Here is an 11731-nt window from a genome sequence, read left to right as displayed (position 1 = left end):
ACGCTCTCTGGTTTTTATTGGGCGGATCGGGAAGTGACGACTTGGGAAGCAACCTGCGGCGCCAGCCCAAGGAACGGCGCCTTGGCCCACACGACCTTGCCGCCGACCAGCGTCAGCAGCACGTCGTTGCGGCCCAGTTCCTCCTCGGGCACCTGCATGAAGTTCTTGTCGAGCACGATCAGGTCAGCGAACTTGCCGACTTCGACCGAACCCAGCACCGCGTCCAGCTTCAACTGTTCGGCGGAACTGAGGGTGATGCTGCGCAGCGCTTCAGCTCGTGACAGCGCCGGATCGGTGTTGAGTCGCCCGGCATACTTGGGGCCATAGCTGTGCGGATTGGTGGGGTCGCCGGAACGGGTGACACCGACTTTCAACGCCAGGAACTCATCGAGGGGATCGACCGGCCAGTCGCTACCAAACGCTACTCGGCCGCCGGCATGGGCGATGCTGCCCGAGGGTTCCATGCGCGCAAAACGCGCGGCGCCAAGGTGATCACGGGTGCCGTCTACCGTGGACGGTGCCTGCTGCGCCCACTGGAACGACATGGTCGCGGTCACGTCCAGTGCCTTGAAACGTGAATAGTCGGCAGGGTCGACCGACTCGGCGTGCGCGATGGCCGGGCGGAAATCAGTACCGGGCAGTTCCTTGCGTACGTAGGCGACGCTGTCCAGAGCGTCCCGTACCGCGCGCTCGCCGGTGGCGTGCAGGTGCGGGTCGAAACCGGCCTTGACCGCTTGCAGCAACAGCGGATTGAGCACTTGCGGCGGGAAGTACAGTTCGCCCAGGTTCTGGCCCGGCGTCCATTTCGGCGCCTTGTCGGTACCGCTGTTGTGCAGGTACGGGGTCAACATGGCGCCGGTATCCGCCGGGGCATTGATGATGCCATCCATGAACAGTTTGACGTGGCGCATGCTCACGCCCGGCGCGACTTTCACGTCGCCCTGGTCGTAGGTGCTGGCCAGGGCCTTGGCCTCGGCGATGGTTTTCACCGGGTCGGCGGCCGCGGCGGCCGGGTCCAGTTTGATCGCCAGCAAGGCCCGGGCGGTCAGTTCGCCGGACTTTTGCAGGCGGGTGAAGGCCTTGCCGTTTTCAGGTCCCGACAGCGCATCGAAGAAACTGGTGATGCCTTGCTGGCGCATGGCGTCGAGGGCTGCGCGAACCTGATTGAGTTTTTCCGCGTCGGTCGCCGCCGGCACCACGGTGGCCAACGATTCGGCGGCGCCGTCTTCACAGATGCCGTTTGGATTGCCGGCGCTGTCACGTCGGTATTTGCCGTCTTCGGGGTCGGCAGTGTTTTTGTTGATCCCGGCCAGCTCCAGGCCGCGAGAGTTGGTCAGCACGGTGTGGAAGTCGGTGGAGCGCACCTGGATCGGGCGCTTCGTATTGAGCGCGTCCAGGGTCGATTTGTCGGCGTCGCCATCGAGCCCGGTCATGCCGATGCGATCCCAGCTGCCCACTTCCAGCCACACATCCGGTCCCTTGTCCTTGTCGGCATCGAGGCAGGCCTGGATGCTTGCCTGAAACTGCGCGCGGGTCAGGGTCTGGTATTTCAGGTCGCACAAGGTCATGGCGCGACCGCCATCCCCCGGGTGCATGTGCGCATCGACGAAGCCCGGCATCAGCATGCGCCCGGCCAGGTCGATCAGTTGTGTTTGCTTGCCGATGTAGCCGTCGACCCCGGCATCGCTGCCGACATAGACGATCCTGCCGCCCGAAATGGCAATGGCCTGTTGCACGGAATTCTGGCCATCGACGGTGTAGACGTAGCCATTGCGCATGACCGTGTCGGCGGGTGTCGCCGCCAACGCCATGCCGGAAAATGCCGTCGTCGCCGCAACGGCGACAAAAAGCCTGGAAAGTCTCAAATGCCTCACCCCTGTTCTTATTGTTTTGAAGCGGCCCGAAGCGATTGCGCCAGCCCCTGATAGACAGGGCCTACCCTATAGGGTGCAGCGTTCGAATGGACCTCTGCAAATGAGGAGGGGTCAGGCAAATAGTTGAAACGGCTGGGGTTAATCCCGGCGCACGGACTCCGCCAGTGCACCTGGCGAACGCAGGACAGAACCCAGCTCCACCTTGCTTTTCACACCCAGTTGCAAGTAGCAGTTACGCAAATAGGTGCGCACGGTCGCGGGGCTCAAGGCGAGCAATTTGGCGATTTCTTTGTAGGAATGACCGGCGGCGAACAGCATCGCCGCGGTGCGTTCCCGTGGTGCCAGGCCATCTCCGCCTGATGGCGCATCGAGGGACAGGATGACGTGTCCGGCGTTGGGGCTCAGGGTCAGGGCGCAGCGGCCCAGACGAATCACACAGGGCGCCTTTGGCAATTGCGCGATCACCTCGCCCGGCAGCATTGAACCGCTCCAGCCGGGCAGTTCGCGTTGAATGGCGGTGCACAACCTGGCCCCGATATACAGCAGACTGCCGTCCATGCGCGCGACGCCAAAATCACTCGCACCGTTTTCGCTGTCGAAGCGAATCATGTCTTGCACCTGGAACCGCCACAGCTGGAACAGGTGATCGCAGAATGCCGAAAACAGCTCGGCTTCGTTCTCCTCGAACGCCTGTTCATCCTGGCCACGGTAGAGGCAGACAAAAAACATCAAGCCGCTTTCGGGCAACTCATAGGTGATGCTCATCAAGTGGTAGAGATCGTAGCGCCGGGCGAAATCGTTGACCGCCTCGCACGGGTCGTTGAAACCCTTGTCGCGCACCACCTCACCGGGACGGTTGAGCGTGGTGTGGGAGAACTGATCGTTGGCCGCCACCGGATGCCATTCGGCGGCAAAGGACTCGGGGAGATTGATGCTGCCATGCATCCAACTCTGGGGGGGAACATCAGGACCTGGCGAAGACATCTCGCCCCACCAGGCAGACGCGAAGGGCACCAGAGGACCGAATGCCCGCAGGCCATCGGCGATGAACCGCGACGCCCCGCTCTCCCGCGCCAGCCGGCCAAGGTGCAATACGCAATGATTGAACGCCTTCAGCGTGACCAGCGACGTATCGTCGACCTTCTTTCCCTCCCCCATCATGGCGATCCCGTTCACTGCATGGTCTGTTGCTTCGACGATGCCATAGGGCCGGGAATGGCGTCCAGCCTGCCGTGACATCAACAGTTACAAAGCGCTGTGCAACCCGTACAACTGCGGCCTGCGGTCCAGATGCAGGTCATTACGCGCGCTGATGCGCTTGTTGCGCGCTTCTGCGAGGTTCAGCGTGGCCAGCAACATCTGCTCGCCGCCCTGCTCCGCCGGCCCGGCCAACGGATAACCGTCGGCATCGACGATGACCGAGCCCTGGACCCAGCCGACCCCACGCTCATGGCCATAACGATCGCAGGCGGCGATGAACATGCGGTTGACCGAGGCGTTGGCCTGCACCCGCAGCACTTCGGCCGGGCGCTCGGTCTGCGGCCGCGGACCGTCGGGCCAATTGACCGGCGCGCACAACAGATCGGCCCCGGCCAGCGCCGGTAGACGCACCCACTCGGGGAATTCCAGGTCGTAGCAAATCAGCATGCCGAAGCGTCCATGCAGCGTTTCGACCACCGGCGGTGGCGCATCGCCGGCCGTGAAGATGTCCTTCTCGGCATCCCACAGATGCGCCTTGCGGTACACCGCGCGCAGGCCATTGGCGTCGATCATCGCCGCGCTGTTGGCCAGCTCATCACCGGGCAGGCGCTCGCAGAATCCGCCGACGATCACCAGGTTCAGTTCACGGGCCAGGGCCTGCCAAAGCTGCAATATCGGGCCATCCCTGGTTTCCGCCAGCAACAGCGCCTCAAAGCGGTCGGTGAACAGGTAACCGCTCTGCACCAGCTCGGGCAGCACCACGACCTGGGCGCCCTGTAAGGCTGCCTGGCGAATCGCACGTTCGGTGAGCGTGCGGTTGTAGGCCAGGTCGCCGATTTTCGGTGCCAGTTGGCAACAGGCGACCACGGTATTTTTTACACTGCTCAACGCCCTGCCTCCGCAGATGAATGGGTCATGGCGACGATGTCGCTTTCACTCAGCGCATCGATCACCCGGCGTTCGGCGGCCAGATCAAGCGAGCGACTGAGCAGGTAATAGGTCAGGCCCGAAACCACCAGGCCCACCAGCCAGGCGATGTCCACGCCTTCCAGCACCCGTGCCAGCGGGCCGACGAAAACCTCTTTGCCGGCGGCCGCATCGAAGATGTAGAAGAACGGCACCATGGCGGCGAAACCGATCAGGTACGAAACGATGCCGCGAAATTGCCAGGCGCCGTAGATGCCTTTTGGCGTGAAGAAATGCGGGATCGCATAACGGCCCTTGCGCACGAAGAAGTAGTCCACCAGGTTGACGGCGGTCCACGGCACGAGGAAGTACAGCAACAACACCAGGAAGGTGTTCAACAGCGCGATGCCGTCACCTTTGATCGACAGCACGCAGGTCAGCAGAATGACGCTGATCACACTGATCGATAGCACCCGGGCACGGGGGGTCGGGGTGATTTTTTTGATCGAGTCGACACCGGTCAGCAGCGTCAGCATGGCGCTATAGGTGTTGAGGGCGATGATCGGCAGGAAGCCCGCCACCGAGACGACCACCAACAGGTTGCCCAGCCCCGGCACCATCGATGAGCCAACCTGGTTCAACGCCACCAGCGCATCCGCGGCTTTCAGCTCCTGGGCCAGCCAGGCACCGAGGCCGATCATCCAGCTGCCGGACAACGAGGCGCCGATGAACACCGCCGCGATCAGTTTCGCCCGGCTGGTATTTTTCGGCAGGTAACGGGAATAGTCGGAGACGTAGGGTGCGTAGGAAATGTTGTAGCTGGCGCCGATGGCGAACAACGTGGCGAAGGCCACCCAGTTGAAGCCCAGATCGGCCGCCGGCGTAACGCCTTCCTGGCCCGCGCCGAACATCAGGGCAATGGTCACCAGTGCGTACAACGGCAAGGTCGCCAGCAAGGCCCACTTGAAGGCCTTGTGCATCAGGTCGTGGCCGTAGATCGACAACAGCGCGCCGATCAGCACCACGGCCACGGCGACGATGGTCGGGTCAATGCCGAACACATGTTCAAGGCCGTTCATGATCAGCGAGATGTTCACCACGTTAAAACCGACGAACACAAACATCGTCGCCATCAACGCCAGGATCACCCCGCGATAGCCGAACTGGGCACGGGACTGGATCATCTGCGGCAGGCCCATTTCCGGGCCCTGGGAGCCGTGGAACGCCATGAAGATGGTGCCGAACATGATGCCCAGGGCACCGGCGAGCAGGGTCCACAGCGCCGACAAGCCGAGGCTCGGGCCGACAAAGCCGATGGAGATGGTGAAGAAGTGGAAATTGCCGAGGAACCAGAATGGCCCCTGGCTGCCGAGTTTGGCGTGACGTTCGTTTTCCGGGATGTAGTCGATGGAGTGGCCTTCGATGGCCAACCCGCCGCTCGCCTCGGTGGCGTGCGCAGACACTGGGGAATCTGACATACGATTGTTCCTATGCTGTTGATTGTTATTTTTGTGGGTACAGCGCTCGCTACGACGTCCAGATCAGGTGAAACTCCAGAATAAGCTGACGATGACGCTGGTTTCACAGCAATGTAGGGCGTGAGTTCCGGCAATAAAATATCGCAGGCACACTGTTCACATAGATCAGTATCTATGTAAGCGAGAATCGGGAGCCCCTATGCTGGGAACTGTAACGGAGCTGGATCTGCGTCTGATCCGGGTATTTCTGACCGTCGTCGAGGCGGGCGGCATCTCGGCGGCGCAAACCGCCCTCAACACTACGCAACCCACGATCAGCGCGCAGTTGGCGACGCTGGAAGCGCGGGTCGGTTTCCGTCTGTGCGAACGCGGGCGCGGCGGGTTTTCGGTAACGCCCAAAGGCACTCAGTTCATCGAGGCGGCCCGGCGCTTGCTGGCGGCAGCCGAAGGTTTCCGGGTCGAGGTGCAACACATCAACCGCAAAGTCTCGGGCAGCATCAACATCGGCCTGCTGGGGCAAATCGATCCGGTGGCGAACAAGAAAATCGGCCAGGCCATTGCCCGTTTGCGGGCGCGGCACGAGGGGCTGTACTTCCATTTCACCGAACTGTCGTCGTCGCTGCTGGAAGAAAAAATCATCAACGGCCATATCGACCTGGCCATCGGTTACTTCTGGCATCGCTTGCCCGGCATCGATTATTTCCCGCTGTTCCCGGAAACCCAGATCGCCTACTGCGCGCCCTCGCATCCGCTGTTCGGGCAAGTCGGCGCACTGACCCGGGAGGATGTCAGCGGGTTTGACTGGGTCTGGCCGAGCCATCCGCTGCCGGAAATGCCGGCCCCCACGTCCATCGAACGCCTGACCGTACTCACCGACAGCATGGACGGCGCGGCCCTGCTGATTCTGTCCGGCCAACACCTGGGGTTTCTGCCGCAGCACTACGCAACCCGCCATGAACAGCTGGGGCAGTTACACCCGCTGAACCCGGACCTGTTGCGCTATGAGGTGAGCTTCCATGCGGCCGTAAGGCATTCATCGCGCCAGCGGGACCTGGTGAGTGCGTTTCTCAATGAGCTGATGGAGATTTTCGGAGCGCCGTAGATCCTGTGGGAGCGGTGGGTCAGCCGACATCAATGCTGACTGTAATGACGCCATCGCGAGCAGGCTCGCTCCCACAGGGGGGGATGTTGTGGGTTCAGAAATGGATGTCTTTGGCCGGGATCACATCGATCCGCGCCACGGAACCGGTCAGGTGCGCCAGGTCCTTGTTGTGCTCGGCGATGATGTCTTCGGCGCTGAGGTTGCCGTTGTCGACGGTGGAATGGGCGTCGCCCGCCAGCACCACGTCGTAGCCCAGTTTCAGCGCCTGGCGCACGGTGGCATTGACGCAATAGTCGGTCTGCAGGCCGCAGATGACCAGGCGCTCGAAGTCCTCTTCCGGTAACAGTTTTTGCAGATTGGTCTGGTAGAACGAATCCCCGGTGGTCTTGCGCACGCGATGGTCCTTGGGCGAGGTTTGCAGCCCTTCGGCCAGTTGCCAGCCGGCAGCGCCATGCGCCAGCGGACTGCCGGTTTCTTCGTGCTGGATCAGTACCACGGGCGCTCCCGCCTTGCGCGCCCGGGCAGAAAGGTCATTGATGGTGTCGATAACCCGTCCGATCTCGAAACACTCGTATTCACCGGAACACAAAGCCTGTTGAACGTCGATGATTAACAACGCAGTGGTCATGATTTCCTTCCTTGATATGCCGAGTGATCAGGGGACGAACATAATCCCGTCCCCCTCCAGACACAACCCTCAGTAACCCAGCGACAACCCGGTGTTACGCCGCGGGTCGTTCGCCCCGTAGAAACGGTTCTTGCCGACCGGTTTGCCGCCCAGGGACGGCGCGCCGACCAGGATCGCCGCCAGGTGGTTGGGATCCTGTGGACCTGCGAACTTGTGCCCCCAGCTTTCGAGGATTTTCACCGTGTCCGGGCTGGTGGTGAAGGCTTCCAGGTTGGTTTCCTCCGGCAGCCATTGCTGGTGGAACCGCGGTGCATCCACCGCTTCCTGGATGTTCATGCCGTAGTCGATCACGTTGAGCATGGTCTGCAAGGTCGCGGTGATGATCCGGCTGCCACCCGGCGTACCGACCACCATCACCACTTTGCCGTCCTTGGTGACGATGGTCGGGCTCATGGACGACAACGGCGCCTTGCCGGGGGCGATGGCATTGGCCTCGCCCTGCACCAGGCCGTACATGTTCGGCACGCCGATTTTCGAGGTGAAGTCGTCCATTTCATCGTTGAGGATGACCCCGGTCTTGCTCGCCATCACGCCGGCACCGAACCAGTCGTTGAGGGTATAGGTCACCGACACCGCGTTGCCCCACTTGTCGACGATGGAGTAATGGGTGGTGTTGTTGCCTTCATGGGGCGCTACACCGGGCTTGAGTTCGCTGGATACCGCGGCTTTTTGTGGCTTTATCGCTTCGCGCAGCTTGGTTGCGTAGTTTTTATCCAGCAGATGGGCGATCGGGTTCTTCACGAAATCCGGGTCACCCAGGTAGCTGTTGCGGTCCACATAGGCGTGGCGCATCGCCTCGATCTGATAGTGCATGCCCTGGGCCGAGTGGTAGCCCAGGTCCTTCATCGGATAGCCTTCAAGGATGTTCATGATCTCGCAGATCACCACGCCGCCGGAGCTCGGCGGCGGTGCCGAGACCACGTGGTAGCCACGGTAGTCGCATTCGATGGGCGCCAGTTCGCGGGTCTTGTATTTGTCGAGGTCGGCCTGGGTGATGATGCCCTTGTTGGCCTGGCTGGAGGTGACGATGGCGTCGGCCACCCAACCTTTATAGAAACCATCGGCGCCTTTCTCGGAGATCTCCCGCAGGGTTTTGCTCAGGTCCTTTTGCACCAGTTTCTGCCCGACCTGCATCGGCTCGCCTTTGCTCAAGAAGATCGAGCCGGAATCCTTCATGTCCTTTTTGAACATGTCAGTGGCGTAGTCCAGCAGATCGACATCACCCTGCTCCAGCACGAAACCGTCTTCGGCCAGCTTGATGGCCGGGGCGATGATTTCCTTGCGCGGTTTGGTACCGTATTTGGACAGCGCCAGTTCCATGCCCGAAACGGTGCCCGGCACGCCCACGGCCAGGTGGCCACGGGTACTCAAATCGGGAACGACGTTGCCCTCTTTGTCCAGGTACATGTTGGCGGTAGCGGCCAGCGGGGCTTTTTCACGGAAGTCGAGGAAGGTCTTGCGCCCGTCCGCCAGTTGAATGGTCATGAAACCGCCACCGCCGAGGTTGCCTGCCGCGGGGTACACCACCGCCAGCGCATAGCCGACCGCGACCGCCGCATCCACGGCATTCCCGCCTTTCTTCAGTACATCCACGCCCACGTGGCTGGCCAGGTGCTGGGCCGTGACCACCATGCCGTTTTCCCCGGTAGCCGGGGCCACGGAGGCGGCATGGGCGATCAGACAGCTGAGCGCCAACGAGGTCGCAATCAGCGATTTGGCAAAAGGTTCGTACTTCATCAGTCGGTCTCTTCTTGTCATTAAACAGGGAAACATTTCAAAAGCCGTTGCCAAGTATGGTCGGGATTACGTATTGCGCCTCCCCGTCGAGACAGTATCCTTAACGCCTGTTCAGCAATTTTGCGCGAGCCTTGGCATGACCTATACCTGCACCACCGTGGCTTCACCCGTGGGCCTGTTGAAGCTGGTGGCGAACGGTTCACGACTGGCGGCCATCCTCTGGGAAAACGACAAACCCGGCCGGGTGCGCCTCGGCCCGATGAGCGAAGCGCCGGACAATCCGATCCTGATGCGCACGGCTGCGCAGTTGCGCGAATATTTTTCCGGCACCCGCGATCGCTTCGAACTGGATCTGGATTTTGCCGGCACGGAATTTCAGAAGAAGGTCTGGGCGGCGCTGCTGACCATCCCGTTCGGCGAGACCCGCAGCTACAGCCAGATCGCCGAGCAGATCGGCAACCCGGCGGCGGTCAGGGCGGTGGGTGCGGCGAATGGCAAGAACCCGATTTCGATCGTGGCGCCGTGTCACCGGGTGATTGGTGCGTCGGGCAAGCTCACCGGGTTTGCCGGGGGACTTGAGGCGAAGGAGTTGTTGCTGACACTGGAGGGCGGGCAATGGCCCGGCACGGCACGCCTGCCAGGCTTTTGATCTTTTGATTTTGTAGGGAGATTGCGTTTAATTGAAGAGGTTTTTCATCGCGGCATACTGCAACAGCATGATGGTCTTGGCGTCGCAGATTTCGCCACGGTAAAACGCTTCGAGCGCGTCCTCGAACGCCCACTCAAGCACTTCCAGCTCTTCGGTTTCCGCCTCCAGCCCACCACCGTCGCTGACTTTCGACTTCGCGTCGTATTCGGCAATGAAGAAGTGCAATTTTTCCGTCACCGAGCCGGGGCTCATGTACGCCTCGAACACCTTCTGCACATGGTGCACGCGGTAACCCGTTTCTTCCTCGGCTTCATCACGGATGCGGTCTTCAGGCGCCGCGCCTTCCAGCAGCCCCGCCGCCACTTCGATCAACAACCCATCGTGGCCGTTGACGAACACCGGCAAGCGAAACTGCCGGGTCAGTACCACGGTTCTCTTTTCGCGGTTGTACAAGAGAATCGCCGCGCCATTGCCCCGGTCGTATACCTCCCGGGTCTGGCGTTGCCACTCGCCGTTGTTGCGTTGGTAATCGAAGGTGATTTTCCTGAGCAGGTACCAGTCTTGGGACAACACCTGAGACTCAAGGATGTTCACCCGCTCGGCTGTGTTCGACATGACAACGCGTCCTGTTATTTGTCTGAGGGTGCACATGTTAAGTGAAAACGGACAGCCTTTGCCCCCCCAGGCAAACTGCGCGTTGGCGACGGTTCAACTTTTCCGGAGATGGAACAATCGCTGCGACCGGGATAGGCTGCGGCTTCAATGCCATATGGATATAGCCATGAACCTGCGTATCGAACTGTCGCAAAACCCCACGGAAGAACAACGCCTGGCCATCCTCAAACCGCTGCGCGCCTACAACGGCTCGAAGGCCGAAGGTAACGTGCCTGAGCACATCGCCTTGCTGGTGCGCAACGACAACGACGAGATTCTCGGCGGTCTGCATGGCCGATTGTTTTACCAGTGGCTGTACATCGACTTGCTGGTGGTGCCGGAACAGGCCCGGGGACAGGGCCTGGGTTCGAAACTGATGCAGATGGCCGAGGACCTGGCGCGGGAACGACGCTGCGTCGGGCTGTGGCTCGACACCTTTGAATTCCAGGCCCCGGAGTTCTACAAGAAATGCGGCTACAGCGAGATCGGACACATTGCCGACTACCCGCCGGGGCACAAGCACTTCTTCTTCCAGAAGCGCCTGAATTACTGATCAGCACACAAAACCACTGTAGGAGCGAGCCTGCTCGCGATGGCGGACTGTCATTCAACATTGATGTCGACTGACTTACCGCTATCGCGAGCAGGCTCGTTCCTACAGGGTATGCAATAAACCTTCAAATCACAGGCAAGTCGCCAACGCCGCCAACCGGCGTTTGGCCACGAAATCATCCTTCTGGACGTAGTAGCTCAACGTCGTGCCCGAGGCATCAGTGGTCACGTCAACGAACGACTCCGCCGAACGGGTATAAACGGTCGTGCCACCCTTCTCGCCAGGCTCCAGATACGCAGCGGCATCGACACCGAACACGGCCTCGTCCTGCCAGGAAAACTGCACGCACTGGGCGACGTCTTTGGCCGGTTTTTCCGAGTTCAGGGTCTTGTACGGGGCCTTGGTGCGGGCATCGTTCATCGCCGAGCCGGCGCATCCCGCCAGCAACGTCACGGCCAGCGCCACCATCAGTATTCGCATTGCATTCACTCATCAGGAAAAAGCGGACTTTATCACCCGGGCAGCCCCTATCGTTCTGCTTTACTGCATTTATACCGCGACAGCACGCAACGATTCGCGCACCCTGTCGCGCCAATAACGCCCCATCGCACCCCTGACTGGAAATCTGATGACACCTAATGCCGAGTTCTACAAACCGAGCACTGAATATGCCGACAAGCTGATCAGCCAGATCGGTCAGACGCCTTCCTGGATAGCCAAGCGAATCGGTGTCACCGACAAGCGGATTCGCTACATCCTCGACGGCGAAAGAACCGTCAAAGGCGAAACCACGCCGATCCAGATGACCTACACCGAACAGTTTGCCCTCGAATGCCTGGCAGCAGCGGCCAAGGCCGGCAAGAAGCAGTCTTCGTAATCCCCACTCAAGG

Annotated in this window: 12 protein-coding genes; 4 read left to right on the top strand and 8 right to left on the bottom strand. The window is 61.0% G+C overall.

Annotated features, from left to right (window positions below; translation table 11 throughout):
* Positions 1-14: 14 nt before the first annotated feature.
* The 4 genes from C8K63_RS17735 to C8K63_RS17720 form a co-directional block, all read right to left on the bottom strand.
* Entirely contained in the window at positions 15-1811 is a 1797-nt protein-coding gene (locus tag C8K63_RS17735) for an amidohydrolase (RefSeq protein WP_108217886.1), read from the bottom strand.
* 201 nt (positions 1812-2012) lie between these two features.
* A complete protein-coding gene (locus tag C8K63_RS17730; protein ID WP_371920777.1) occupies positions 2013-3032 on the bottom strand; it encodes a helix-turn-helix transcriptional regulator in 1020 nt (339 codons plus the stop codon).
* Between the two features lie 87 nt (positions 3033-3119).
* Entirely contained in the window at positions 3120-3962 is an 843-nt protein-coding gene (locus C8K63_RS17725; RefSeq protein WP_108217884.1) for a nitrilase family protein, read from the bottom strand.
* The gene (locus tag C8K63_RS17720; protein WP_108217883.1) at positions 3959-5458 is read right to left on the bottom strand and encodes a cytosine permease; all 1500 of its coding nucleotides are present in this window, start codon (positions 5456-5458) and stop codon (positions 3959-3961) included. The genes C8K63_RS17725 and C8K63_RS17720 overlap by 4 nt, the downstream gene beginning before the upstream one ends.
* Positions 5459-5657: 199 nt before the next feature.
* On the opposite strand from C8K63_RS17720, the gene C8K63_RS17715 reads away from it, so the two are divergent.
* A complete protein-coding gene (locus C8K63_RS17715; RefSeq protein WP_108217882.1) occupies positions 5658-6560 on the top strand; it encodes a LysR family transcriptional regulator in 903 nt (300 codons plus the stop codon).
* A gap of 94 nt (positions 6561-6654) precedes the next feature.
* Here the strand turns inward: C8K63_RS17715 and C8K63_RS17710 are convergent, their stop codons facing one another.
* Both C8K63_RS17710 and ggt read right to left on the bottom strand, forming a co-directional pair.
* Complete coding sequence (locus C8K63_RS17710; RefSeq protein WP_108217881.1) at positions 6655-7188, bottom strand: cysteine hydrolase family protein; 534 nt, start codon at positions 7186-7188, stop codon at positions 6655-6657.
* Between the two features lie 69 nt (positions 7189-7257).
* Positions 7258-8985 (bottom strand): gamma-glutamyltransferase, encoded by a 1728-nt coding sequence (gene ggt / locus C8K63_RS17705; protein WP_108217880.1) that lies wholly within the window; start codon positions 8983-8985, stop codon positions 7258-7260.
* A 136-nt stretch (positions 8986-9121) separates the two neighbouring features.
* Between ggt and C8K63_RS17700 the strand changes: the two genes are divergently transcribed.
* Positions 9122-9634, top strand: coding sequence for a methylated-DNA--[protein]-cysteine S-methyltransferase (locus tag C8K63_RS17700; protein WP_108217879.1), 513 nt, complete (start codon positions 9122-9124; stop codon positions 9632-9634).
* Positions 9635-9661: 27 nt separating this feature from the next.
* On the opposite strand, the gene C8K63_RS17695 is transcribed toward C8K63_RS17700, so the two are convergent.
* Complete coding sequence (locus C8K63_RS17695) at positions 9662-10249, bottom strand: NUDIX domain-containing protein (protein ID WP_108217878.1); 588 nt, start codon at positions 10247-10249, stop codon at positions 9662-9664.
* A gap of 166 nt (positions 10250-10415) precedes the next feature.
* Between C8K63_RS17695 and C8K63_RS17690 the strand changes: the two genes are divergently transcribed.
* Entirely contained in the window at positions 10416-10841 is a 426-nt protein-coding gene (locus C8K63_RS17690; protein ID WP_108217877.1) for a GNAT family N-acetyltransferase, read from the top strand.
* 129 nt (positions 10842-10970) lie between these two features.
* Here the strand turns inward: C8K63_RS17690 and C8K63_RS17685 are convergent, their stop codons facing one another.
* Positions 10971-11321, bottom strand: coding sequence for a hypothetical protein (locus C8K63_RS17685; protein WP_108217876.1), 351 nt, complete (start codon positions 11319-11321; stop codon positions 10971-10973).
* Between the two features lie 148 nt (positions 11322-11469).
* Here C8K63_RS17685 and C8K63_RS17675 point away from each other — a divergent pair, with 148 nt between their 5' ends.
* Positions 11470-11718 carry a hypothetical protein gene (locus C8K63_RS17675; RefSeq protein WP_008049352.1) on the top strand — a complete coding sequence of 83 codons (249 nt, stop codon included), beginning with the start codon at positions 11470-11472 and terminating at the stop codon, positions 11716-11718.
* Positions 11719-11731: the final 13 nt, after the last annotated feature.

The organism is Pseudomonas sp. GV085, assembly GCF_003050925.1.
Classification (GTDB): Bacteria; Pseudomonadota; Gammaproteobacteria; order Pseudomonadales; family Pseudomonadaceae; genus Aquipseudomonas.
Note: the sequence above shows the minus strand (reverse complement) of the source record. Positions and strands in the feature narration are given on the sequence as shown.

Coding starts and splice junctions, on each gene's coding strand:
- C8K63_RS17735 (WP_108217886.1), bottom strand. CDS start 1,811: ATGGCGTTGGCGGCGACACCCGCCGACACGGTCATGCGCAATGGCTAC.
- C8K63_RS17730 (WP_371920777.1), bottom strand. CDS start 3,032: ATGGGGGAGGGAAAGAAGGTCGACGATACGTCGCTGGTCACGCTGAAG.
- C8K63_RS17720 (WP_108217883.1), bottom strand. CDS start 5,458: ATGTCAGATTCCCCAGTGTCTGCGCACGCCACCGAGGCGAGCGGCGGG.
- C8K63_RS17715 (WP_108217882.1), top strand. CDS start 5,658: ATGCTGGGAACTGTAACGGAGCTGGATCTGCGTCTGATCCGGGTATTT.
- C8K63_RS17710 (WP_108217881.1), bottom strand. CDS start 7,188: ATGACCACTGCGTTGTTAATCATCGACGTTCAACAGGCTTTGTGTTCC.
- ggt (WP_108217880.1), bottom strand. CDS start 8,985: ATGAAGTACGAACCTTTTGCCAAATCGCTGATTGCGACCTCGTTGGCG.
- C8K63_RS17700 (WP_108217879.1), top strand. CDS start 9,122: ATGACCTATACCTGCACCACCGTGGCTTCACCCGTGGGCCTGTTGAAG.
- C8K63_RS17695 (WP_108217878.1), bottom strand. CDS start 10,249: ATGTCGAACACAGCCGAGCGGGTGAACATCCTTGAGTCTCAGGTGTTG.
- C8K63_RS17690 (WP_108217877.1), top strand. CDS start 10,416: ATGAACCTGCGTATCGAACTGTCGCAAAACCCCACGGAAGAACAACGC.
- C8K63_RS17685 (WP_108217876.1), bottom strand. CDS start 11,321: ATGCGAATACTGATGGTGGCGCTGGCCGTGACGTTGCTGGCGGGATGC.
- C8K63_RS17675 (WP_008049352.1), top strand. CDS start 11,470: ATGACACCTAATGCCGAGTTCTACAAACCGAGCACTGAATATGCCGAC.